Annotated in this window: 24 protein-coding genes; 12 read left to right on the plus strand and 12 right to left on the minus strand. The window is 34.8% G+C overall.

The window, feature by feature from the left end:
• The first annotated feature begins 151 nt into the window (after positions 1-151).
• Positions 152-742: an HD family hydrolase gene (locus tag H4O20_RS07890; protein ID WP_185098852.1), complete on the plus strand. Its 591-nt coding sequence runs from the start codon at positions 152-154 to the stop codon at positions 740-742.
• Between the two features lie 22 nt (positions 743-764).
• Positions 765-1,517 (plus strand): DJ-1/PfpI family protein, encoded by a 753-nt coding sequence (locus H4O20_RS07895; protein ID WP_185098853.1) that lies wholly within the window; start codon positions 765-767, stop codon positions 1,515-1,517.
• A 671-nt stretch (positions 1,518-2,188) separates the two neighbouring features.
• Here H4O20_RS07895 and H4O20_RS07900 read toward each other — a convergent pair.
• Positions 2,189-3,007 (minus strand): RteC domain-containing protein, encoded by an 819-nt coding sequence (locus tag H4O20_RS07900; protein ID WP_185098854.1) that lies wholly within the window; start codon positions 3,005-3,007, stop codon positions 2,189-2,191.
• Positions 3,008-3,146: 139 nt separating this feature from the next.
• Between H4O20_RS07900 and H4O20_RS07905 the strand changes: the two genes are divergently transcribed.
• From H4O20_RS07905 to H4O20_RS07930, 6 genes are all read left to right on the plus strand, one after another.
• Positions 3,147-3,848: a LytTR family DNA-binding domain-containing protein gene (locus H4O20_RS07905; protein ID WP_185098855.1), complete on the plus strand. Its 702-nt coding sequence runs from the start codon at positions 3,147-3,149 to the stop codon at positions 3,846-3,848.
• Between the two features lie 205 nt (positions 3,849-4,053).
• Positions 4,054-4,215, plus strand: a complete 162-nt coding sequence (locus tag H4O20_RS07910) for a hypothetical protein (protein WP_185098856.1) — start codon at positions 4,054-4,056, stop codon at positions 4,213-4,215.
• A 93-nt stretch (positions 4,216-4,308) separates the two neighbouring features.
• A complete protein-coding gene (locus H4O20_RS07915) occupies positions 4,309-6,330 on the plus strand; it encodes a tetratricopeptide repeat-containing sensor histidine kinase (protein WP_185098857.1) in 2,022 nt (673 codons plus the stop codon).
• Between the two features lie 3 nt (positions 6,331-6,333).
• On the plus strand, positions 6,334-7,014 hold the full coding sequence (locus H4O20_RS07920) for a response regulator (protein WP_185098858.1): 681 nt from the start codon (positions 6,334-6,336) through the stop codon (positions 7,012-7,014).
• A 325-nt stretch (positions 7,015-7,339) separates the two neighbouring features.
• Complete coding sequence (locus tag H4O20_RS07925; protein ID WP_185098859.1) at positions 7,340-8,881, plus strand: DoxX family protein; 1,542 nt, start codon at positions 7,340-7,342, stop codon at positions 8,879-8,881.
• 54 nt (positions 8,882-8,935) lie between these two features.
• Entirely contained in the window at positions 8,936-9,193 is a 258-nt protein-coding gene (locus H4O20_RS07930) for a DUF6520 family protein (RefSeq protein WP_185098860.1), read from the plus strand.
• Here H4O20_RS07930 and H4O20_RS07935 read toward each other — a convergent pair.
• The 6 genes from H4O20_RS07935 to H4O20_RS07960 all read right to left on the minus strand — a co-directional run bounded on the left by H4O20_RS07935 (position 9,190) and on the right by H4O20_RS07960 (position 19,341).
• The gene (locus tag H4O20_RS07935; RefSeq protein ID WP_185098861.1) at positions 9,190-11,868 is read right to left on the minus strand and encodes a prolyl oligopeptidase family serine peptidase; all 2,679 of its coding nucleotides are present in this window, start codon (positions 11,866-11,868) and stop codon (positions 9,190-9,192) included. The genes H4O20_RS07930 and H4O20_RS07935 overlap by 4 nt on opposite strands.
• A 14-nt stretch (positions 11,869-11,882) precedes the next feature.
• On the minus strand, positions 11,883-13,277 hold the full coding sequence (locus H4O20_RS07940; protein WP_221442782.1) for a RagB/SusD family nutrient uptake outer membrane protein: 1,395 nt from the start codon (positions 13,275-13,277) through the stop codon (positions 11,883-11,885).
• A gap of 17 nt (positions 13,278-13,294) precedes the next feature.
• The gene (locus H4O20_RS07945; RefSeq protein WP_185098862.1) at positions 13,295-16,576 is read right to left on the minus strand and encodes a SusC/RagA family TonB-linked outer membrane protein; all 3,282 of its coding nucleotides are present in this window, start codon (positions 16,574-16,576) and stop codon (positions 13,295-13,297) included.
• Positions 16,577-16,662: 86 nt separating this feature from the next.
• Positions 16,663-17,808 carry a FecR family protein gene (locus H4O20_RS07950; protein WP_185098863.1) on the minus strand — a complete coding sequence of 382 codons (1,146 nt, stop codon included), beginning with the start codon at positions 17,806-17,808 and terminating at the stop codon, positions 16,663-16,665.
• A 215-nt stretch (positions 17,809-18,023) separates the two neighbouring features.
• A complete protein-coding gene (locus H4O20_RS07955) occupies positions 18,024-18,581 on the minus strand; it encodes a four helix bundle suffix domain-containing protein (RefSeq protein ID WP_185098864.1) in 558 nt (185 codons plus the stop codon).
• 205 nt (positions 18,582-18,786) lie between these two features.
• The gene (locus H4O20_RS07960; RefSeq protein WP_185098865.1) at positions 18,787-19,341 is read right to left on the minus strand and encodes an RNA polymerase sigma-70 factor; all 555 of its coding nucleotides are present in this window, start codon (positions 19,339-19,341) and stop codon (positions 18,787-18,789) included.
• Between the two features lie 374 nt (positions 19,342-19,715).
• Between H4O20_RS07960 and H4O20_RS07965 the strand changes: the two genes are divergently transcribed.
• Positions 19,716-19,955 carry a helix-turn-helix domain-containing protein gene (locus H4O20_RS07965; RefSeq protein WP_200791524.1) on the plus strand — a complete coding sequence of 80 codons (240 nt, stop codon included), beginning with the start codon at positions 19,716-19,718 and terminating at the stop codon, positions 19,953-19,955.
• A gap of 79 nt (positions 19,956-20,034) precedes the next feature.
• On the opposite strand, the gene H4O20_RS07970 is transcribed toward H4O20_RS07965, so the two are convergent.
• From H4O20_RS07970 to H4O20_RS07990, 5 genes are all read right to left on the minus strand, one after another.
• Entirely contained in the window at positions 20,035-20,475 is a 441-nt protein-coding gene (locus H4O20_RS07970; RefSeq protein WP_185098866.1) for a hypothetical protein, read from the minus strand.
• On the minus strand, positions 20,444-21,616 hold the full coding sequence (locus tag H4O20_RS07975) for a nucleotidyltransferase (RefSeq protein ID WP_185098867.1): 1,173 nt from the start codon (positions 21,614-21,616) through the stop codon (positions 20,444-20,446). The genes H4O20_RS07970 and H4O20_RS07975 overlap by 32 nt, the downstream gene beginning before the upstream one ends.
• A gap of 3 nt (positions 21,617-21,619) precedes the next feature.
• The gene (locus H4O20_RS07980; protein WP_185098868.1) at positions 21,620-22,366 is read right to left on the minus strand and encodes a hypothetical protein; all 747 of its coding nucleotides are present in this window, start codon (positions 22,364-22,366) and stop codon (positions 21,620-21,622) included.
• A 59-nt stretch (positions 22,367-22,425) separates the two neighbouring features.
• Complete coding sequence (locus H4O20_RS07985) at positions 22,426-22,581, minus strand: hypothetical protein (protein ID WP_185098869.1); 156 nt, start codon at positions 22,579-22,581, stop codon at positions 22,426-22,428.
• 61 nt (positions 22,582-22,642) lie between these two features.
• A complete protein-coding gene (locus H4O20_RS07990) occupies positions 22,643-22,819 on the minus strand; it encodes a hypothetical protein (RefSeq protein WP_177165888.1) in 177 nt (58 codons plus the stop codon).
• A gap of 153 nt (positions 22,820-22,972) precedes the next feature.
• Here H4O20_RS07990 and H4O20_RS07995 point away from each other — a divergent pair, with 153 nt between their 5' ends.
• Genes H4O20_RS07995 through H4O20_RS08005 form a run of 3 tightly spaced genes read left to right on the plus strand, consistent with a single transcriptional unit; the run spans position 22,973 to position 24,717 of the window.
• Positions 22,973-23,620 carry an RNA polymerase sigma factor gene (locus H4O20_RS07995; protein ID WP_185098870.1) on the plus strand — a complete coding sequence of 216 codons (648 nt, stop codon included), beginning with the start codon at positions 22,973-22,975 and terminating at the stop codon, positions 23,618-23,620.
• Positions 23,610-23,915 (plus strand): hypothetical protein, encoded by a 306-nt coding sequence (locus H4O20_RS08000; protein ID WP_185098871.1) that lies wholly within the window; start codon positions 23,610-23,612, stop codon positions 23,913-23,915. The genes H4O20_RS07995 and H4O20_RS08000 overlap by 11 nt, the downstream gene beginning before the upstream one ends.
• Positions 23,896-24,717: an ImmA/IrrE family metallo-endopeptidase gene (locus H4O20_RS08005; RefSeq protein WP_185098872.1), complete on the plus strand. Its 822-nt coding sequence runs from the start codon at positions 23,896-23,898 to the stop codon at positions 24,715-24,717. The genes H4O20_RS08000 and H4O20_RS08005 overlap by 20 nt, the downstream gene beginning before the upstream one ends.
• Positions 24,718-25,234 lie beyond the last annotated feature (517 nt).

The following is a 25,234-nucleotide window of genomic DNA, read 5'->3' on the forward strand; positions in this document are numbered from 1 at the left end:
TCAGCAAGCTTTAAAAATCGCATTCCCGAGAAATTTTATAAAATTCATGAAATACGGAAATCTTAACCCTGCAACTGAATTTAAAAGAAAATTAGTGTAGTTTTGAGACAGACTGCCGTTGCCCACAATACAAAAAAACAGAAATCTGAAAATGAAAACCGAGAAATTATTAAAGCAAATTGATTTTATAAAAGAAATTGATAAAATAAAATATATTCAAAGACGGACAAAATTATTTAATAGTGACAGACGCGAAAATGATGCAGAACATAGTTGGCATTTAGCAATGATGGCAATTGTTTTAAGCGAACATTCTGATTATGAAATTGACTTATTAAAGGTCATCAAAATGGTCTTAATTCACGATATAGTTGAAATAGATTCAGGCGACACGTTTATTTACGACCAAAATAAAAATCACGAAAATACTGAAGAAGAATTAAAATCAGCCCAACGGATTTTTGGAATTTTACCAAAAGAGCAAGCAGAGGAATTTATCAAAATTTGGACTGAATTTGAAGAAGGAACATCCAAAGAAGCAAAATTTGCAAGGTCTATGGACAGACTTGAACCGCTATTACAGAATACTTCCAATAACGGTGGAACGTGGAAAGAATTTCGAGTTAAATATCAAACTGTTTATGATAAGAAAAAAGTAATTAAAAACGGCTCAACAGAACTATGGAAATTTGCCGAAGACCTTATTAATGAAAGTGTCGAAAAGGGTATTTTAGAAAAATAAGTGATAATAAAATTAGAGAGTAATGAAAAAAATTGGAATTTTATTAATGATTTTTGCGACTATTTTAACGAGTTGTAACACAGACAAATCAAAAACGAAAGTAGAAAATCCCGAGTTCACAAAAACAGAATTGAAAACGGATACGCTGACAAAACATCTAAAACCCTTTAATCCAGAGTTGCCGACAATCGGACTTTTGATGTATAATGGAGTTTTACAAAGTGAAGTAATTGCAACATCTGATGTTTTTGCAAAACCTACCGAAGATGGAAAACAACTTTTTAACGTTATTTCAATAGCAGAAACTGAAAATCCAATAACAACGGAAGAAGGAATGCATTTCGTTCCTGATTATACTTTTGAGAATTGTCCAAAACTGACCGCACTTTTTGTACCAAGTGCTTATGATATGTATGCGCAAGTTCACAACGAAAAAATCTTAAATTTCATAAAAGAGAAAAATAAGGAAACAAAATATACTGTGAGTAATTGTGCAGGAGCACAACTAATCGGAAAATCGGGAATTGCGGACGGACACAAAATTGTTACTTGGATTGGTGGTGGCGAACAATTACAGAAAGATTATCCAAACTTAAAAGTTCAGAACGATAGTTTGGTAACTTTTGTTGAGGATGGAAAATTTCTTTCCTCAAATGGAAATTTAGCGAGTTATATTTCTGCATTGAATTTAGTGGAAAAAATGACCAGTCCTAAACATAGAGAATTTGTAGAAAGTTATCTATATCTCGACCGACTTCAAAATTGGAAAAACTAAAAGTACTGTGGCTAACAAAGAACTGAGATAAAAAACAACTAATTTCTTTATTAATTTTTGACAATATAATTCTAGGCTTACAGATTGAGAAAATAGATCTGTAAGCTATTTTTTTGTCTTAAACCCAATTATTTTACCGCAAGTACCGAAACAAAATTTGCATCATAAGGTAGCCCTGATTTTGCGATTGCAAAACTGTACGTCTCTGATATAGGTTGATCACTTAACTAGTGGACAACTATGAAAGCAACTGTACGGGGTATTGGCGAGCAGCGTACATACTCAATTGAATTTAAAAAAAGGTTTGTTGCTGATAAAAGAACGTTGAAGGTTTTGAGCTGGGCGAAACAGGAATAGAATGATTCTATACCTTATTATTAAACGACAAATTGTATGGAAACGTGGGGCTCTTTAATTTTTGGAGACAGTGGGGACTTTTGGGACGATGGTATTTTGAGAACTTTACCTACGATGGAAAATGCGGGTTTGACAGGTTTGTGCTTAGTGAGATTTGAGATTTGAGATTCTAGATATTAGAGTCTAAATGATGGAGGCTAGAGGCTAGATGGTATTTGATGTCAATGAAACATGAATTTAATACTTGAGACATTGAAAACTGTTAGTACATAGGGGTATCACCTCCCAAAGATTCGTTAGGAATTGGTGGTAGTCTATCCATCTGCTTCAATCATTTTATTAATGAGGTTTACTTTTAGGGTATCTAGCAGTTTAGTTTGAGATGATTTCCGATTTCTAATTTCTAGAAAAGTTCTATATATATCTCCTAACTTTATTGCAAAGAGGTTTTCGAGGGCTTTAGCAATTTCTATAAGTCCCGCTTGTCCATTACTTATGAGTCCTGAATAATGCAAGGCGTACACAAGTTCGATTAAATCTACTTTGGCACCGGTCCATTTAAGTTTTGGAATTTGGGTTGCATGAATTGCAGTTTCGTTCCAATACTGTTGTTTAATGTAATCTATCGTTATTACATTACCTATGATACGTGCTAGGATAAGATCGTGTGAGGTATTAAAGCTAGCATCTACTATTGTAATGACCGCGTTGTTATGTAGGTTTATCGTTTTTAAATTTCTACAAAAAAAGATTTTATCATTATATGTTTGACCGCGTAGATAGTATTCGTGAAATTCTCTGTGCTTAATTAAGAATTTTTTTAGCGTTAGCACGAAGTGATACAAATATTTGTCTTTATCCTTATTCTTTAAATAGGGAATTTGTCTTTCTATTTTTATAAGGTTGATATAAAAATATATGTATCCTACTATTTTGGGTTTAATATGTTTGAAAAAGGTAGTTTCATCGTTTTCATTATTAAAGCCATTAGTATAAACTCTTAGTCTAAAGTTTGCCAAACATTTTTGACAAGCTGCTAAGGCTAATTCTGCACGTTTGTAAATAAAAGGTTCCTTTTTGATATCTGCCAGTTTATCTTCTAGGGTATTTAGTTGATTATAGTAACAGTCCATATCTCTTATATTTTTATCATTTTTTACAATTTAGTTTGTTAAGAAATAAGAAATGGATTGTGTGGCTTCTTAATAGTAAGGTTGAACCATCCTTTTGTTTCAGGATAAATAAATAATATGCTCAAAATTTTAGAGTGTTTTGAGGTATTATCTAATATTTGACAACGTTGATGCGAATAGGAGTTTGATTGATGATTGTTATTTGGAGTTTGGTGGTTTTCAATGTTCAGGTTTTATAAATAACAAGAACTTTGAGTTGCACCGTATTTTGAAATACCAACCAGAATTTGTTTTTATCAACCTTGATTTTTTTTGTATTGAGGATTTTTCTATTATTCAACGTTTAAATAAAGCGATGTGTTTTCCACCTAATTATATAGGTATAACTACTTGTATTCATAGGGGGTATGACGCTTTTAAACGAGGCTTTAAAGATGTTATATTGACTCCAAGCAACAAGGGCGTTATACTTCAATTATTAAAAAAACACACGTTCAACGTGGGCTATCGAAAGTATTATTGCATTAGTTATTATTATGACTTCCAATATATTTCGTTAAGTGGCATTTTATATCTAAAGGCCGATGGATATACCACAGAAATATTTACTGTTGAAGGGAATCAATACACTAATTTTAAACCTTTAAAGTACACCCATAATGAACTTCCTGCATATTTTCAGCGAATCCATAGAAGTTATGTAATAAACTCATATTATGTAAGAAGGATTCATTTAGGCAAAGGGGTTTTATATTTAAATCACTTGGATTACAGCCTACCTATTTCAAAAACATATTCTGAAAACATTGTTACGATTAAGCGTTATTTATTAGAGGAATAATATAATTATTAATTGATTTACTGTTGTTTGGGCGTATTTCACTTTTAGAAATACATGTTCTAGATATAGTATCTAGTTTATGACTTCTACTTATCCTTTAAAATTTAATTTAGTGTACGGTACGTAGCAACCTCTAAAAATTCATTGTGCACAATGAGAGGCCTCCAAAAGAGGAATGGATTTAATAATCAAAAAAACTCTCATTATGAAAATTAAAATAATAATTGTCAGCCTAATTTTAATTAGTTGGGTTATAAAAGCGTGTACCCCTACTCCAATAATTTTAGAACCTAAAGTTGAAGAATCGTTACCAGTTTTTGGTACTGGAGGGGAGCAGGGTGTAGATCCAGACAACGATAAAGACTGATTATCAAAACATTACATATTACTTTATTTGTTTTTTAAGTTAGTGTTTCGTTAGATTTGTTCTAATCAGGGGTTAATAGCTTTAATGTGTGATATGTTTTTTTCATCAAGGAAGATAGCAATTTACGTGTGTTTTTACGCACTATTGTGTAGCAGTAATAAGGTGTTGGCATTTGAAGATCATGATTTTGATTTATTTAGTGTCTATTACGAAAAGGCTAATAATAAGAAACTTGACGAAAGTACTCGTATGATGTTATTAAAAAAGGCTTTTATTGAAGCTCATACGTTCAAAAGTGATAGTGCAAAATATTGGAGTTTTAGTAAGATTGCAGTTATAGCCAGTAGTCTCAAGGATAGTTTATTTAGTATGCAAGTACTAGACCTTTCCCATAATTTGGCTAAAGGAGTTAATAGGAAAGATTTATTAGCTGATGCCCATTGGAATTATGCAATTTATTACTTACACCGCAATAATTACGAGCTTAGCTATTTACATTATAATAATGCTTATAAGCTATTTACAGCTATAGACAACAGCTACTTGGGAGCAAAAATGTTATATAATATGGCTTATATATCTAGCAGGGTATTTGACTATACTAGTGCAGAGTCTTTACTGTATCAGGCCATTGAGATATTTGAACCTTTAAAAAAGTATAAACAGTTATATTTATGTTACAATCTGTTAGGTTCGATAGCGGATAATCTTGAGGAATATGACGAAGCATTTAAAAATTACAATCTTGCCTATTCTTATTTGGATAACCTTTCAACTCCGAAATACCATGCGGCACAATATTATAATAATTTAGGGCTAGTTTACCACAAACAAGGGAGGTTTAAAACCGCAATAGAATATTTTAATCGAGGATTGAAGGATACTTCGTTAGAATTTGAAAGACCTGATATTTATGCTAAATTAATAGACAATAAAGCGTATAGCAGATTACAAATAGGGTTAAAAAGTGATGTTTATGATACTATGCTTCGTGCCTTATCTATACGTGACAGTATTGACGATGTTGCGGGAAGCGTTATAAATTTAATACATCTTGCTCATTTTTTTACGCAAGAGCGTGACACTGTATCGGCCCTAAATTATGCTAGTATGGCTACAAGTTTGGCGAAGCGAAACGGTTTAAATCGCGACATTCTAAGTTCCTTATTATTACTATCTACTCTGGATCGTGCATTGAGCAAGGATTATTTACGAGAATATATAGCTTTAAGTAAAGAATTAGCTGCACGAGAGCGCAGCATACGAAATAAATTTGCTGCCATTCGGTTTGAAACCGACAAATATATATTAGAAAACCAACGCCTTTTTAAAGAACGTTTTTGGATACAAATTTCTGGTCTAATATTATTGGTGATTTTTTTACTTATTTATTGGAGCAGTCGGCAACGTGCTAAACATAAAGCTCTTTTGTTTGAACGAGAGCAGCAGCAGTACAATGAAGATATGTTTTTATTAGCTCTTGAGAACAAAACGATTATGGAGCGTGGAAGGAATTTGGAGCGACTACGTATCTCAGAGGAGTTACATGATGGGATATTGTCGAGGTTATTTGCAACTCGATTTAAATGGGGATTTATCTCTCTTCAGGGAGAGCCAGAAGCCCTAAAACTTCACAATACGTCTATCAATGAACTTGTATCGATAGAGGCAGCTATTCGCAACCTATCACACGATTTGAAGAATGATTTAATTTGGGATGAACTAAATTTTGTTGATGAATTGGAAAACAACCTCCGTGAAAAAAGTGAAATCGGCGCATTCAAATATTCGGTTAAGGCTGATCGAGTAGCGGATTGGAATAATTTGAAATTTTTAAGAAAGCTTAATATTTCAAGGATATTGGATGAGATATTACAGAATATAATTAAACATTCGAATGCTACACATGTTAAGGTTGACTTTACAATTATTGACGACTTCTATACTTTGACTATAGAAGATAATGGTAAGGGGTTTAAAGTTCACGCTAAACATAAAGGAATTGGTTTAAAAAATATACGCGATCGCGTAAAAGTACTGAACGGGACTCTTGCTATAGTGTCGGAATTGGGGATTGGTACTTTTATAAAGATTAGTATTCCTAAAAAAAGTTGAGTTATGGAAAGAAAAACATTAGAAGTATTGTTGGTAGATGACCACAAAATGACCTTAATAGGGTATAAAACTGCTTTAGCTGAGCTAAGTTTTAAAAGACCTAGATATCAATTTAACATTACAGAAGCGACAAGCATTGATGCGGCTTTATACTTTTTGGATGGGAAGTTTAAATTTAAGCAACTGGACTTAGTGTTTCTAGATATTCAATTACCGAAAGATTTAAATCATGAATATCAGTCTGGCGAGGATTTAGGGGTTTTAGTACGCCAGCATTTTCCTAATTCGAAGATTATAATTATCACCACTTTTGACAACAGTTTGCTAATTCGGAATTTACTAGAGAGTATCAATCCTGAGGGGTTGTTAATTAAAAGCGACGTGGTTCCTGAGAATTTTATTCAAGCAGTACTTGATGTAATTGAAGACCCTCCCTATTACAGCAAAACTGTAACAAAATTTTTGCGTAAACAACATGGATTGAACTATTATTTGGACAGGTTGGATAGGTTAATAATATACTATATTTCGACGGGAAAGCAGACTAAGGACTTGCCACAATATGTACCTCTTTCTCTTCCAGGGATTGAAAGAAGGAAAAAACGTTTAAAGGAAATTTTTGAGGTGGAGGATGGTAATGATATTCACCTTATAACTCGAGCACGGGAGGAGGGTTTTCTTTGATGCCAACGGGTAAAGGCTTAAGAAGGCTTTGCTTTAAGACGTAAGACCGCTTTGCTATGGGACGTAAGACCGCTTCGCTTTAAGACGTAGGAACGCTTCGATATAGGATGTAAGACGTAGGACGGTGTAGATCGGTTTTACTATTTCTTTTAGGGGTTGGTGGTGATATCAGGATGTTAACCCCTGCCCTTAAGGGAACTGGATTCGGCTGTTGGTTATTTATATGGATTCGATATATGCAATTATGGTTTTTACCATACAAATTTTACGTCTGAGCCATAGGACTATGTCTATATCTAAGTCTAATTTTAAGATATATCTTAGAATGATACAGATGAATTGGAGAGGGTTTTTTTACGGCATAGGAATCGAGGGGGTGATAAAGGGTATAGCCTATGTATTTGCAATATTATTTATCTATGCTGCTACTAGTAAGCTCTTAGATTTTGAAACTTTTACTGTGCAACTTGCGCAGTCTCCCCTACTGAGTGCTTATGCGGGGATTATTGCTTGGTTGGTTCCGGGAATTGAAATATTGATTGCTGGACTTTTGGTGTTTTCACGCTTGAGAAATGTCGCTCTTTACGCTGCCTTTACCCTTATGGTAATGTTTACGGCCTACATTTATATTATTCTTAATTTCTCTGATTTTGTGCCTTGCTCCTGTGGTGGGGTTTTGGAGGAATTGAGTTGGACGCAGCATCTCATCTTTAATGTTGTTTTTATTGTTTTGGGGGCTGTGGCAATTTTAATCTCCAGGAATGGTACTAAGAAAAAGAAATTATTTTTACTTGCTAGCCTTTGCGTTTTGGGAATTGGTATTGTGACAATGCTATTTGTGTTTTCGGAGAAGAAGATGCAGCGGAATAATGCTTTTCAGCGTAGGTACATTCCTGATGTTTTAGAATACTACCGAGATTATGAACTTGGGACTAATAATTATTATATATCAGGCTTTAAAAATAATATTATTTATCTCGGGAATTATCAGGCTCCCCTCTATTTAAAGACTCTTACTATTTCTCTGGATACAATAAAAGATTTTCCTGTTAGCATTAGCAATATGGAACTTCCGTACCGTCGTGCTAGGATGGTGGTTAAGCCGCCCTATTTTTATGTAGGGGATGGTACCGTACCAGTAATTTTTCGTGGTAGTATCAGGGATTGGAAAGCTTCTGTATTGAGTTATGACAATGCTAGTTTTAAACAGTTTGAAATTGCGGATTCCACACGTATAGGGATAGCTTCAATTTACGGCACTACTGGGTCGACTATGATCGGCCTAATTTCAAAATCACTAGATAGGGACACGGTATTTTTCAATACTACTGTAATTACTAAACAAGTGGATGGAATTTTTGATTCTGATGGGGTTCTGTTGTGGAACGCAAGACATAAAAAATGGATATACACTTATTATTATAGAAATAGTTATGAGGTTACCAATGAAAGCTTAGAATATGAATTTTCTGGAAAAACCATCGACACAATATCGAAGGCAGTTTTAGACATAAGCCATCATATTAAAAAGGATCAATTTAAAAGAGGCGGAAACTCAATAGTGGTCAATAGGCATACTGCAACTTATGGCAATTATCTATATGTTAATAGTGACCGATTAGGTCGCTATGAAGATATAAAGGCAGTCAACTCTGCGTCCATAATTGATATCTATAATATTATGGATAATAGGTACGAATTCAGTTTCTATCTCAGCCATCAACCCGATAAAAAACTAGTTGACTTTCGAATAGATAAGGATTATTTGCTCGCCATTGTAGACGGAAGATTATGGATATATAAGTTAAAGCCGAAGTATTTTAACTCCGGCTCTAACACAACACATACTGGCCAGTATCAGGACTAAGACCGAACACCTGTAAAAAATAGTAGGTCGCTAATTCATTAAAACTTTTATATTATGAGAACAAAAATTTTAAAGTTCGGAATGCCCATGATGGCATTTTTACTGGCAATTGTTTTTGCATTTGCAACCGAAAAAAGTACTCCCATTGAGGGTACTGCTTTGATTACTGGATATATTTCTAATCCAGGAGGCTGCCAACCGGTACTTACAAATTGCGCATTAGATGGCACAAAGATTTGTACCTACTCAGGGAAATCAGTACACAAAAATTCAGATTGTGGGCCAGTTTTCCTTTGGGAGCGAATGAATTAATTAATTTTTAACTTCGGTTTCCCTGTTTCCTTGGAGACGGGAAACCGTTTTGAATTGTTGCTCTCCTTTAAATAAATTTCCATCCAATCGAAAATAGATCTAGATAAATAATCTTGATTATAGCTTTTATCTATGTCATGGTTTTCTCCTTTAAATAAAAGCATTTTCGATTTTTTTCCCAATCTTTTTAAGGCTAGAAACATTTGAACACTTTGTGTCCAATTGATGTTAGTATCTTTTTTTCCTGCCCATAGCAGCAATGGTGTTTTTATGTTTTCCACATAATATAATGGAGAATTTCTATAATATGATTCCTTCATAATATAAAATGAATCCCCAAATCGAAATTGTTGGTTTTCCATGCGCCACATTTGTGTTCGACTCCAGTCCCAATTAACTTCATGATAAAAATTTACCATATCAGTGATGGCTGCCCCCGCCACAGCAGCTGCAAATATGTCGGTTTGGGTAATGATGAAGGCAGTTTCATAGCCTCCAAAGGAGTGTCCGATTAAACCTAGCCGCTCTTTATCGACCTTACCAGTTTCGAGAACCTTTTCGACAGCTGCGTTTACTGCGTTTAAAGCTGAAATCCCTGGATTCCCTATGTTATAGATAATATCAGGATAAAGTACAAAATAGCCATTAATAGTAAATTTTAATTGGTTGAAACCATCACGCATTAGATTTGATGGCGGCATAAAATTGTTTATATCCCTGGATTTTCTTTCATAAATTGCAACGATCATAGGGTAAATCTTTTCCGGGTTATAGTTTGTTGGATATAATAAGCTTCCTCTCATTTGAGTACCATTATTTAATTGATATTTTATAAACTCGGTAGTTCCCAAATCGTATTCCATTAGTCTCTCATTGGTTTGGTAGAGCACGGTGTTTTCTTTGGTTTTTATATTAATACTGTTAATGCTGATGGGGCGGTCAAATCGTTGACTTCGATATACCAAAAATTCTGAATTATCGGCACTAGTAATTTGATCGATCTTTCCCTCAACCATAAGTAAATGTTCTATTTTATTATCACCAGACCAAATCCCCACCCCTGATTTATAATCTTTATAATCCAAAAGTTCCAATACGATTCCTTTTTTAAGATCAAAGGATTTACTCCAGAAATCGCGTCTAGTGACTGAACCGTATGAAATTTTTTGTATGTAATTTTGATTAATTCGATATTGGATAGAATTTTCCTTGCCTTCCGTTATTCTCTCTTTAACACTGCCGTCAGGGCTCATTACCCAAATATCAAATTGGTCATAAATAATTATCTGCTCATCAAATCCTAGCCAGCCAGCGAGACCATAAGGTGGTGCATCTCCCGGTCTATTTTGTTCATTGTTCACAAAGACGGCATTTAAATCTTTTGTTAGATTAATTTCTACACCGCTAGCAGTATTATAAACCCACCAATGATTATTCTTAAAATAGGAAATATATTTACCTTGCGGTGAAATTTTTATGAAGTCAGGCTCTGTATATTGATTTCTACATATTAAATTAGTTGTCCCTGTTTCAATATTTTTAATGTATAGATCGGCATTCGGATAAAATTTATATAAAGGCTCATACTGTATTTTATTAAACACCACAGCTATTTCATTGTTTATATCCATAGAAGCTGAGGGCAAATTCTCTGTTTCAATTTCCCTTATTACTCCAAGCTTTGGATACCAGGCCATTAATAAAAAACTCTCCTCCTGTTTTTTATAAGTCTGCATCCTTGGTGCAATCCAGGGATCCTCGGTCTTCCAATTTTCAGCATCGTTAGTGGTAGACTCATCTGTGGTTTGATCGGCTTTAAGATAGAATATTAATTTTTTTCCGTCATTGTCTAAATAGCCTATCCGATTGCTAATACTATAATCCAGAAATTTTTCTTGTATTTTATTATTAGTTAGCATCCTATGAATATTTTCATTTTTATTGTAATAGTGTAGTTGATAATTCCCTTCCATCCCACTAAGAAATACGGCAGCGGTACCAGAATTATTCCAATCAAAATATTCAATAGTGCCTTCCATGGTCATAAAAAGAGGTTGGACTACTCCTTTATGTACATCAAGCGAAATCAATTTTCTTTCGAGTCGTTCTTGTGTCGTGGCCAATAATATATTTTCGGTAGGATGCCAATCAAAGGCGGTAACACCTGGAATTTTTCTAATCACGCTATTGGTTTTAAGTGCTATGATTAGAAGCTCCATTATATTTGCCGGGCCCTCTTGAAGCATACCAACATAATTACCATCACTCGAAAATTGATAGGAACCAATGTTTGAAAAACGTTCCTCTTTCTCGCTTTCTAAATCTATAAGTATTAATTCCTTTTTATTACTTATACATCCAAACCATTTACTGTCGGCCGAAAATTCCAATGCATAGCTTTCGGGGAGTCGAAAGAGCTTTGCGCCATTTGTTTTACTTATTATTACCTCTCTTCCTTTATATGGAAAATCCTCCTCAAAGGCGACCCATTGGCTATTTGCCGACATTCTGGAAATATATGTTCCCATGCTCCATAAGGAATCTAATTTTTCTGAATACTGCTGTTTTTGTGAGGCTTGTGCAAAACCATTTCCTACGTATCCCAGCAGTAGAAAAAAAAGGACTGTCGATCTTTTTCTTCGAAGTAATCCCAATCGATTTTGGCTCCATTTCATATCAATGTGATCTTTTAATATCCCGGATTTTGAGGATTTAAATTTGGATTCATCAGGAGATCGTTCTCTGGAATCGGTAATAAAACGTCAGTAGACTTCCACCCTGATTTTATGGGAGCAAGAATTTCATTAGCCAAACCAAGTCTTTTCATATCAAACCACCTATGCCCGAATTCCGAAAATAATTCATGATAACGTTCGGTGAATATGGCTTTAAGAATGCCACTTTGAGTTGTCGCTTCGGAATCCATTAGACCGGCCCTGTTTCTTATTGAATTTAGATCTTCCAATGCCCCAGACAGATTTCCAAGTCTCGCTCTGGCCTCGGCGCGTATTAAGTATTGCTCTGCTAAACGAAATACTATAGAATATTCCATACTGGAACTCGTATTGCCCCTGTATTTATATTTGTTTGGATAATACCATGTTTGGTTTCCATCTGTTACCTCTCCTATCCAATGCTCTCGACGTAAATCATTAGGATCCATATTTTCAATTAATCGAGAGTTTAAGGATATTAGTGGCGGCGGCCCTGATTCAAAATAATAGCTGATGGCTTCCTGAGTGTTCTCTCCCTCATTTTTTGGTTTAAATTGTAAAATAGCTGAGGTGCTTTCTTTTAAAAAAACATTCGTTACTTCCAGTTCCAATGAATACATCGAAACATTATTAATAATAGCCATGGTTTCGCTTTCGGCTAAATCCCATTGTTCTGTATATAAATAAACCTGGGAAAGTATGGCGGATACAACTGGCTTATTTGCGCGTATTCTTTCGCCTTGAACATAATCAGCTCCTAGGAGTGATTTGGCTTCCTTTAGGTCATTGATAATATTTTCATAGACGGCAGATAAAGGCAATCTTGAAAGCCTACGGTTTTCTTCATAGTTGGTACTAGTTGCATATGGAAGGTCTCCAAAAAGATTAACCAAATAGAAATAAGTGACGGATCTTATAAACAAAACTTCCCCTCTTAATTGTTCCTTTGTTTCCTCATTGAGCGAAGTTGAACCAGCAATTCCTACTAAGGCCGCATTTGAGCTATAAATCAGTGAATACGCTGCGTTCCAAATACTCTCCACAACAAAGTCATCGGGAAATATCTGATGTTGATAAAAACTTGACATGGGGTCTCCTCCAAATCCATAAAAATCCATTTCATCCGCATAGATGCCCATTAGTACACTCATCCCTTCGAGCCTGCCGGTTAATAGAACCTCGTCCCGTAATTTGGCATAGAGAGTAGTAACAGCGGCCGTAGCAGTAGTTTGGTCTTCGAACACTTCGGTGTCGCTCAGTTGTCCGAACGGTTCGTCCACTTCCAGAAAATCCTCGCATCCTATGAAGAGCAATGGGAAAAGAACGAGGCAAATATTTTTTTTAATAGTATGTGATATTGCTTTTTTCATCGTATTTATTTTTTAGGTTATAAATGAAGTTGTGCTCCGAACGAGATTTTTCTAAGTGGTGGAATAAAACCGATTGTCTGTTCGGGATCCCCATCTTTAAACTTTGTAAAGGTTAGGAGATTAAGTCCCTGCAAGAATATTCGGCAATTATTGCTGCCCTCCTTTCCCAGCCTCAGGTTATAGGCAATCTCCATGGAGCGCAACCGAATAAACGAAGCGTCTGAAATTATACCATTGCTTTGCGTAAACTGCGAGTATGCCAAATAAGCCTCATAATTTGCGCCAGTGGTAAAGCGTTGCATTTTAGCTTCATCACCCGGTTGTTGCCATCGGTTCAAAACTCTTACGGTATGGTTCCCCATTAGTCCCGGAGGATCGGAATAGCGGTACTGGTTGTATCCATTTTTTTTAACAAATTGAAACAGGAAATCTAGGGACCAGTCTTTGTATTTTATGGTATTAGAAAGGCCTCCAAAAAACTTGGGGGACAAATCTGCTACGTACTGGCGGTCTCCATCATTAGTTATCTCTCCATCTTCATTAAAGTCTGTAAATTCAAATAGCCCAGTTTCAGGATTAACACCTTTCAGTTCATAGAGTTTGTGTATATTTATAGGCTTCCCAATTTCATACCTATTGGCATAGGTGGAATTTTCAAGTCCTGGAAAGGCAAGTAGTTTGTTCTTGGGCAGGGACAGATTAAAGGAGCTGATCCAAGAAAAATTATTTCCCGCGCCTACATTCGCATTAACTTCAAATTCAAATCCAGAATTCTCTACTTCAGCATCTAGATTGACTAGTATGTTAGTAAATCCCGTTGTTCCTGGCAATGCATATTGCACCAATTGGTTAGAAGAGCGATTGTTATAATAGGCCGTGGAAAGAGCTATTTTGCTATCGAATAAGCTTATTTCCACCGCGGCTTCACGTTTTATAATTTTCTCCCATTTAAAGTTGGGATTGTACAAGCGTGCGGGTAATAATCCAATATTCCCATCATACGAATAATCTTGTATGGAATAAGTCTGCAGGTACTGATAATCGCCTATTTGGTCATTACCCGCTATTCCAAAACTACCTCTGAGCTTTCCGAGATTTATCCATGGCAAATTCATTCCTTCTGTAAATATCCATCCTGCCCCTAGGGCACCAAAATTTCCATATTTGTTTTTAGGACCAAATCTGCTAGAACCGTCCCGCCTTCCGGTAGCATTCACAAAAAGTTTGTTTTGGTAAGCATAATTAACCCTGCCGAATAGAGAGTGATACTTATAATTAGTACTATTTTCATCCAAAATAGTTAGGGTTGTAGCGGCACTCATGTTATTAATAAAACTATTGGTTGGAAAACCTTTTCCCATGATGCTCACTTGTTCGTAGTTTTCTTCCTGAAAAGTACTACCCAATAAAATTTCCAATTTATTGCTCCCAATTTTCTTTTCCCATCGAATTTGGGGTTCTGTAATCCAATAAGCGCGATTTCCCGAACTAGTAATAAGAGTTGATGCTCCACTATCATATCCATAGGCGGGATCGTAAATGGTATGAGGACTAGTGGCCATGCCCTTTAGTTGAGAGAATCCGTACCCAGCATTTACTTTTATTTCAAAATCGTTTAAAAAAGAATAGGAAACAACGGTATTTGAAAGAAGGCTTTTAGAATCTTGTATGTATTTGCTTGGGAGTCGGGCTAAGGGATTTGTCCATGTGCTACCTTCCCAATTAATATTACCTGCCTCGTCATAAATGGACGGAGCATTTGGGGGAAGCCAAAAAGCGGTTGTAGTAAAATCCTGGGTAGGTAAGTTATTTTTTTCAAGCGAATAGCCTGCCGTAAAAACAACTTTAAAGCGTTCATCCCTACTTTGATGGTTTAGATTGGAATTTACAGTGATTCTGTCATAGGCATATGTTCCTGGGAATACGGTTGTTTCTTCTTGATATTGGCCATTAATAAGAAATTGAGTGTTGTTGGATCCTCCGGAGACCTGAGCAAATAATTTACGAGTATTGGCTGTGCCCCCTAAAAGCTCTTCCTGCCAATCGGTATAGCGGCTATTGTCCCATCTTCCGTTTACATCATAATCCCATTCAGAATATTCCGTAAGACCGTCATTTGCGAATGCCTCTTTTCGCATTTCTAGGTATTGTTGGGTATTGAGTAACTCAGTTTTTCTAGTAATATGGGCTACTCCTGTGCTGCTGCTTACTATTAGGTCCGTTTTTCCTTTTTTCCCTTTTTTAGTAGTAATCAATACTACCCCATTGGCTCCTCTCGACCCATAAATGGCGGTAGCATCGGCATCTTTTAAAACCTCAATAGATTCAATCGCTTCAGGATTAATCGCGTTAAGGGGGCTTATTTCGGCATTTGGTATTATTGGTCCAGAGGTAAAGCGGGAACCCAATGATTGAGTATCGTAAGGCACCCCATCAATAATATAAAGAGGGCCATTCCCAGACATCAAGCTGTTTTGTCCGCGAATGCGCACTTTAAAGCCTCCACCGGGAATCCCTGAATTTTGGACTATATCCACACCTGTTACCCTGCCCTGTAAGGCCTCGACGGGATTGTTGATAGGTTGTTTGTCAATTTCTGCGGCAGTTACCCGTCCTATGCTCCCTGTACGTTCTTTATCGGTGGTATCGTAATACCCCGCATTAATAACCACGGCGTCTAATGCAGTGGCATCTGCTAGCATTACAACATTTATGATGGTACGATTTCCTACAGCTATTTCTTGGGTTTTGTAGCCCATATAGGTAAAAACCAAAGTATCTGAAGGATGCGCTATAATAGTGTATTCGCCATCCAAATCGCTCTGCGTGCCTCTGGAAGTATTTTTTATAATTATGTTCACACCAGCCATGTCAATACCTAAGGAGTCTTTTACAACTCCCTTTATGTTGCCCTGTGGAAAGGCTTTGCCACTCTGGCGAGTAATGGTAATGTAATTATCTTTTGTTGTGATAATATTAAAATCTGTTGGGGGAAGACATTGTTTTAATAGCTCATTTACCTTGATGGTGCCTTTTTTTAGTTCTATTTTGGGCAAGCCTTTAAAAATATCTGATTGGTAGATGAAGGTACATTCTGTCTGTTTGCCAATTATTTCAAAGACTTCAAAGATGGTGACTTTCCTGTCTTGATTAATTGTGACCTCTGGGTTTTGATAGGTCAAAGAATTTGGTGAGAAGCCAAAGATGGTTGTACAACTTAAGAGCAGTAACGTTCTCGCGATACTTTTCGGTAGATAGCTTGCTTGAATTGCAAGTACTTTTATTAATTTAATTTCCATAAATTTGTGAATTGATTGGTTAATTTTCCAATTATTATGGGAGTTGAGTTCTTTACTTTCCCGGTAGTGGCTCTTCTCCCTTTTTTTTATCTTATAATCACTGTGTTGGTTTTTATCTCATAGGCGTTTATATTGTTAGTGTTTTTGATTCCGTTCAAAATTTCTTCAATTGTTTGCTTTTTACTTAATAGGCCGCTGAATTCTACCTTTTCCAACTCTGATGAGTCGAAGGAAATTTGTACATCATACCATCTGCCCAAGACTTGCATAATCTCTTTAAGGGGTTTGTCCTTAAAATAGAAATATCCCCTAATCCATGCGGTGTCGTAATTTACATCGACCTGCGATTTTGACAACTGGCCGGAGCTTAAGTCCAAGATGGATTGCTCACTAGGATTGAGATAAGCTTGTTTGTCATTTGCAATAATGTTTACCTTTCCCTCTACCAAGGTGGTGTATATTTTTTCTTCTTCGGCATAAGCCTTAAGGTTGAATTCCGTACCGATTACTTCCACCTCTTGCTCTTTAGCAATAATTTTAAAGGCATCGCCTTGATGTTTGGTGCTAGGGGAAACATCCAAATAAACTTCACCATATAATAGTTCCACGGTACGGGTTTTTCCGGGAAGGAAAGCCACGGGGTATTTTATCTTTGTTTCGGCATTCAGCCATATTTTGGTCCCATCGGCGAGGGTTAGTTGATATCGGCCACCTCTTGGCACTGCCAAATAATTAAAGACGGTATGTAATTGAGTGTTGTTTTGATTGTATTCCAACCTGTCGCCTTTGGTTTGGGCGACCGTATTTTTGAAAGGAGACTCAGGGCTTAATGCTACTTGAGTACCGTCTTCTAGAATTAACAGCGCTTTATCTGTTCCTGGTTCAATGGCTATTTGCACTGAAGTTTCTTGTCCAGATTTTTGAATGAGATTGAAGGTGAAATATGAGAAGGAAAATAACAATAAGACTACGGCGGCCACTCTATATAGCTTAGGCAGCAGGATTCTTGTGGGTTTTTGTAATCTGTTGGTCACTTTTTTCCAGTCGTTGTCAATATCTATTTCCGCTAATTTGAGTTGTTGTTCTTGGATATTTTCCTTGGAGAGATTTTTTTCAATACGTTTTTTGGTTTCCTTACTAAGGAATTCAGCCTCATTAAGGGCAGCAGTTTTTTCTCCTTTGGAAAGGCTTTTGGCCAATTTGTTTGCTAGGGCAAATAGACGGTCGTGCATTATCATTATGGTTTCTTTGTACCTCTATAACAACGGAAATTGGAAATTGTCTAAAAGATTTAAGGGAAAAATGAAATAAAATAATTTAAAGGGGTAATTGAGACTATAAATTTTGGGGACGGTGGGGACTTTGGGGACTTTGGGGACGTTGACTCACGGGGATGCCTGTAGGAGGGACTTATGATTTTTGTGGCTGGCGAAATAGTAACTGTAGTTTATGGCTTTTTGTAATTTATTCTGGCTTTGTACATTTTTTCTTTGAAGCCGCCATCTTTGATGAATTGTTTTTCGAGGGTGGTTATTTGTTTTCTCAGTAAGTAGGTGGTGACGTTTATTAAACTTCTAAGGACGTTTGTGACTATTTGGAGGTCTGGGTTTTCTATTGCTTTTTTGAAGGTTTGGTAATTGGCATTTGGGGTGCGGTTTAGTTGGTCGAAGCGTTTTGAATAAGGGTGGGTTCTTTCCCAGATTGGAATATTGTGGGTACGCATAAAATCTTCGTAATCGAGGACAAGTTCCTCCAAGCTTGCCCGGGCGACGTTTGTAAGTTTTATTTCCATTTCTTTTGAGGTGCCCGATGCCATACTTGCTTCGGCGATATTTTGTTTCCCAGAGCGGGCGGCCTGAACCATCTGGTCAATGGTTCTATCGAACCTTGGAAGATGCTGCCTACAGAAAAAGACCGTACCATCATAAATGATCTCTGCCTTTTGAAAGGTAAGGAGAGATCTGTAGCCACCGTGTGGAGGAAGGATGTTTTCGCTTTTGGACATGGCTGTAACATTTTGATTGATGGAGGTTTGGTTAAAATTAAGGAAAATTTTTGAATTGGGAGATTGGGTGGTTTTGGGGAGGTTGTGTTCAAGGGAGGGTGGTTATGGGGGGACGATGGGGACTTTGGGGACGGTGGGGACTTTATGATGCTGTAGACCTTGTCTTATTGAGGTGTCTACGGCGAGGATGGGGACTTTATGGTATTTAAAAGTAAATAGAGAAAATTGAAAACAAATATTTTAGAGGAGCCAATAGGCCTTTAAGTTTTTGATAGGCCAGGCTTTTTTGGGTTCTAACCGTGCTAGGGGTTATGTTTAGTTCTTCGGCGATTTCGTTAGTGGTATAGTTATTTATTGAAAGGGAAATTACTTTAGCTGCTTTTTTTGGTAGGGTGTCTATGGCTCTATAGAGTTGGGCATGGGTTTCTGCCGAAACCAGTTCGGCGAAAAAATAATCCTCCGACTGTGGGAGTTCATTATCTAAGGGAGCGGCATTGGTGATTGTTTTATGGTGTTTGCTTTTTAAGTAGTTGAGGCAATGGTTTTTCACAGTGGTATAAAAGTAGGCTTTGGTAGTATTGGGGTTTGAAAATACAGGTTGCTTCTCCCAAATTTTTATGAAAACCTCCTGAACAATGTCTTTGGAAGTATCCATATCATTAAGGTATTTATTGGCGAATAGGCAAAGCCGTGGATAGAGGGTCTCAAAAAGCGATTTGTACCCCTCCAAATTTTTGATATGTGATGAACCATTTGGCATAGCATTGCCGTTTAAAGGAAATTTTTTCCAGCACTATCAACACTGTTTTACCTTATAAACTATGCTACACCATGATACTTTATTTTTTAAAGATTATATAAAAAAGTGGGCGTAGCACTCAACTTACCCTAATAGAGGTACTGGTATACCCTTGCAGAGATAAGAGAGCCCACGCCCGGGTCGTGAGCCTATCTACTTATCATCTCTCTGCAAAAAAATTACCAGTTTTCTATTAAGAGACTTTAAGCGATGACTTCAAATATTTTCTATACGAAGAATCGCAAATATATAATATCAACAAAAATAATAAAAATATTTAAATATGGACTATAGTCCGTTGAAAATATCTAAGATTTTGAAGCTATTTGTATTCTATGGCTACAAATTTGACAGGTATCGAACTTTTTGTTATTCAAAGGGTAAAAGAAGTTCGAATTGCTAAAGGATTAAGTCAAGAAAAATTATCTCTTGCACTGAATAAAGGTGTAGGTTTTATTGGTGATAGAGAAGCTCCTTCCAAAAAAGCCAAATACAATATTAATCACTTGAATGAAATAGCTAAAGTTTTAGATTGTTCACCAAAGGATTTTTGGCCTGAGTGTCCTATAAAGTAAGAATTTCGATTTTTATTATTAACGAACAGTACCAACTTAATATTTACCCCTTTTAGATAAATTAGAATCATAATTTTATTTAGTGTTTAATTTCTCTTCCTAACCAAACTCCATATTTTTTATACCCTTGATAATGCACGATCCATTCAGTAATCCATGGAATCATTTTATATAATGGTATTCCTCGTAATAGAGGTTTATCAATTATTGGATGATATAAACATAAAGACAAGTCCTTGTATAAATGAATATCATCATTGTATTTAATTGACTTGTCTTTTATGTAGATTCTATCATATCGATAGTTTAAAAATGGTGAATAGTAAAGTTCTATATCATAACTTTTGTTTTTAAAATTTAAAGTTCCTTTTCCAAATAGTGCTTTATTTGGATGATGTATTTTTAAATCAAGCCATTCAAAATAATTTTCCACAAGTGCTTTTTCAGTATTTAAAAAAACACACCAATTTTTCTTAATATCAGATATTCTACTTGCCTCCAAAGCTGTGATGAGGTTCATTCTTTATTCCTTTGTTTATATTGATATTTCCTTTAGAATCTGTCATAGCATTATTCCCAATAATTAAACCACTTGAACGTGTAAAATCATCATCTGAATTTTTTGAAAACATTTTAATTTGTTCAGTAAGTGATTTTTTATAAATTCCTTCGCCAAATAATTCTATATAGTCTGTATTACTTGTTTCAAATGAGTTTTTAAGACTTTGCCATTTTTTATGAAAATCAGAAATAAAATTATAAAAGCTATTATAATGATTTTGAGTCCATGAATCCGTAAAATCTTCTTCAATGTTCACAGGATTTAAAACTTTAAATTTATACCCTGTTTTAATTGAGTCTAAGTAACTATCTTTAATTTTTTGGGTTACATTATCTATTGCATCAAAAATTGAATCTTCGCCATCGTATAGCTTTGCTACAAGAGTGGTAATTACAATACTTGAAACTCGATAATCTTTGTTTTTAAAATAAATATCTCTATATCTTTTAATAAGCTGTACTGCTCTTTGGAGTGGTGTTTTCATATAAAGTTCTTCAGTTAATGGTTCTGTTTCTACTTTAGCTTCTAATAACACTTTGGAATACATTCTTAATAAAGAAGTATCAACAGAATTAGCGATTTTAAGAAACCAATTTGCAAATCCTTTAGGGTTTCCAGAAGACCAATTTCTTAATGCTTTTTCAGGTATTTTGATTTTTTCCTTATCAATACTATCAGGCATACATGCTGGTAAAATGTCCATGTGAAAATCGCTTTTATAATTGAGCCTTACACATCTTGGTTTTCTTTCCATTATGGATTTATAATAAGCATCTTTTTCTAATGCTTTTATCAAGGCATTATATACTTGCTCTGGCGAATAATTATAATACAAATCATATATGTGAAGAACAGTATCTAAATCAAAATCTTCATCATTTATTGGCTTAACAGTAGTACCTATTCTTTTTGAACCTTGTGCATAAATTTCAATTTCCAATTCGTCAAAGAAATCATCATCTTTTTTTAATATCTCTGCTACTGAATGGTATGCACTTTCCATTCTTTCAAGTCTTGTATTGTCTAATTGAAGTTCTTGCGCTATTCTTGCTAAAAGTTCTTCTCGTTGTAATCTGTAATCGTTAAAGATGTCTATCATTTTTTAAAATTTTTGATTGATTAGTAATTTTGTTTGCGCTCCAATACGAGCAATTTGTTTTCCATTTTTCATAAATCGTAATTGTCTAATATCATCAGAACTTACAATTGCATAACCCTTTTTCAGATTGGTTTTATTTTGATTTAAAGCTTTAAGTGCTTCTTTCTGTTCTTCATTTGGAAGTAATTCAAAAACATCAAAAACAAGAACTTCAAAACAGCTAAAAAATTCACTCCATTTTAAGTGTTTAGAAAATCTTCTAATATGTTTATATTTTATTTGGCTAAATGTTTTGCTATCTAAGATTGAGGTATTTATGAGTTCTTCGTAAAATTCTCTTTCACCACTAACCTCTCTTTCTTTTCCTTCGTCAAACCACTTAATGACTTTGACTACATTCTTGCCAGAAACTTTAAAACGTAAATCGCCATTACTTTCTGAATCTACATCCAATCCATTATTTTTATTATCAGCTGAATAACCCCATTTCTCAAAAAGTTTATCATCTCCATAACGTTTATAAACACCTCCAACTGGTTGTAATTGATTTTCTATTCTTCTATTAAGAACAAGTAGATATTTATCTGTTTCGGGAATTTGAATTTTAAAAAGATAACTAATTGAAAATCTTATATCTTTACTTCTATATTTTCCGAATAAAGTTTTTAAATAAAGACTTACCATGTCTTTATTTTCCCATAGTTTAACTACGGATTTTGTAAAAATTGTTTTTAGTAATGATTCTATCATATATTCTATTTTTCTTTAAAAATGGCAGTCCCATTTCTGAGACTACCAACATTATACTCCTATTTTGAAGATTCGATAATAGAAGCTACACTACCAATAACAACTAAAAAGGCAAGACTATAAGTCAAAACTTTTGCTAAATCTCCATTAGCATCTACACAGTTGTTTTTATAGCAAAAACTTATATTATCTTTTGATAAAGTAATTTTACTCATAAAATTAATTTTATTTGCTTTTCACTATCAGCAGAAAAACTTTGCCGAACACGTAATAGTGTTATTTCTTTTCTTTTCTAACTCCTTTGAATGGTTTGTTGTCAGAAGTCTTTACATCCATAAACCTACCCGTGTCTGAATCACGTTTTACCCAAGAATCTGTTTTTGGGTTATAAGTCTGTGAACGATCTCTAACAGCACCTTTTCTGGAATTATCCTTTGGTGGATTTGTCGCCATCTTTATATAATTTATATTCAACAATATTCTTTTAACTTCTCGACATAAAAGATTTGACGGAAATGAAATACACTTCATAAGTATAAATGAAAAAGCGTGACATCATTATTTTTTCCTTAAATTGTCACGGATTTTTATTTAGATTAGTGAAAGATGCAATTAGATGAATTAGAAGAAGTGTTATTAACTATATCATACAAAGAAGATGATGAAAAATCTTCATTGGATGCTTTTAATACTATATATAGAGCCTACAGTAAGTTGCTTTCGGCTATCGTAAAAAGTAACTTGAAGAAAATGGGGATTTACAATCAACAACTTTATGAAGCAACAATCAACAATGTTTTCATCAAGTTATATGAAAACCCATTATCGTTTGAAATACCAAAAAATGCAAAAAATGATAATTGCTTTAAAGCCTGGTTATCTGTTGTCGCCAGTAATGAAATAAAAAAACTTATTAAAGAATATTATAACAAGGAAAAGTCGCTTGAAGTAATAAGTGATGAACCAGTTATTGAAAGCGAAGAAATTAATGAAGAATTAGCAGATAGTGTCAATAAAAAATTAATGATTGATGCTTTAAATTCATTAAGTGAACGAGATAAAGCTATAATGTTTACTTTATATAATTATTATGAAGAAGGCAGAAAAACTCCAACAAATGTCTTAAATGATTTATGCAAATTGCACAATACAACAAAATTAAACATTAGAAAAATTAAAGAAAGAAGTGAGAAAAAAATTATTGAATTTTTTGCACAACATTCACAATTAAAACCTTTAAAAAATGTCAAATAAAAAGTTAATTGATTTATTTAAGTCTAAAGGTTTACTGTTTCCTTCAAATGATGAAGAAATTGAAGAATTTGAAAATTCTGAAAATATCTTAAATGAAACACCTTTAGATTGGGACAATCCATCTGACATATTGAAAAGAGGTTATTTAAAACTTAATAACTTCAACTTAGACAACGATGGTGTTTCATCTGACGAAATTCAAAACTTATCAAGAGCTGCAAGAGAAGGTAAAGAAATTTCAGAGAAAGTGAGTAAAAAAATGCTAGAGGATAAAAATGCAAGTAAAAAAAAGTAATTCATTTTTAAGTGATTTTGAAAAAGAGGAAATTGAAAATCTTGCAGAATATATATCTTTAAGTTATTTTCAAAAAGGTCCTGTTGATGTTGAGTTAATTGCAGAAAAAGAAAACATCACTTTTTGCTATGGTAATTATGAGGAATCTTACGATGGTTTACTTGAACACGAATATGGAAGTTTTCATATTTATATAAATATTGACAGATTAGAACACGCTTATACTGAAAGAGCAAGATTTACATTTGCTCATGAATTAGGACATTATTTCATTGATAGACATAGAAACGCATTATCAAAAGGACTTATAAACAGCCATCCATCTTTCACAGGGTTTGTTTCTGATATAAAGATGGAACGTGAAGCAGATTACTTCGCTTCATGCTTATTAATTCCAAAAAAATGGGTTAAAGAATATTGCTTTAAAAAATCTTTTTCATTTAGAATTATTCAAGAACTATCCAAATTGCATCAAGTTAGCTTAACAGCTACTGCAATAAGATTTGCTATTATAGGATGCCATCCAATAATGGTAGTTTGTTCTCAAAACAATCGAGTTAAATGGTATTGGAGTACTTCTGATTTTCCTTTTTGGACTTTAAAACACGGCAAAGAAAAAGTGCCAGTTGATACCGCTGTTGGCGAATATTTTTTAAATGGAACAAAATATGATTCTTCTGAAACTGTTTATGCGGATGATTGGTTCAAAGTAAAATTTCAAGATGAATATGACAGAAAATTTTATGAGCAATGTATTTATGGTTATGATAACACTGTTATAAGTATTTTGTGGGAGGATTAATACAGCTTATACTTGCTTTATAATAGTGTGATATTTTTTAAAAAATTGTTATTTCGTTTTGAACTAGTGATTTATGATTCTTGGCACCAGGGCTAAGCCTAGTAACCATAAAAGGCAGGTTTGATTTGTTTCGATGGCGGGGGTTGAATGGCTTTGATGGTTTTTTGGGGACGAGGGGGACTTTGAACCATGGGGATGCTAGCAAAGAGAACTCTAATACACGGATTAAAAGTAAAGAGGGATAGTTGAAAAAAAATATTTTAGAGGAGCTAACGGGTTCTTTAAACTTCTGGGGACGATGGGGGCTTTGGTGACGGTGGGCTAAACCTGGAAACTATAAAAAGCAGGTTTGATTTGTTGCGCTGGAGGGGTTGAATGGCTTTGATAGATTTTTGGGGACGATGGGGACTTTGGGGACGGTGGGGACTTTGGTGACGAGGGGTTAAGGCTGGTAACCATAAAAAGCAGGTTTGATTTGCTGTGTTGGCAGGGGTTAAATGAGGTTGATTGTTTTATG

The sequence above is a fragment of the Aequorivita sp. 609 genome, assembly GCF_014212065.1.
Taxonomy (GTDB): Bacteria; Bacteroidota; Bacteroidia; order Flavobacteriales; family Flavobacteriaceae; genus Aequorivita; species Aequorivita sinensis.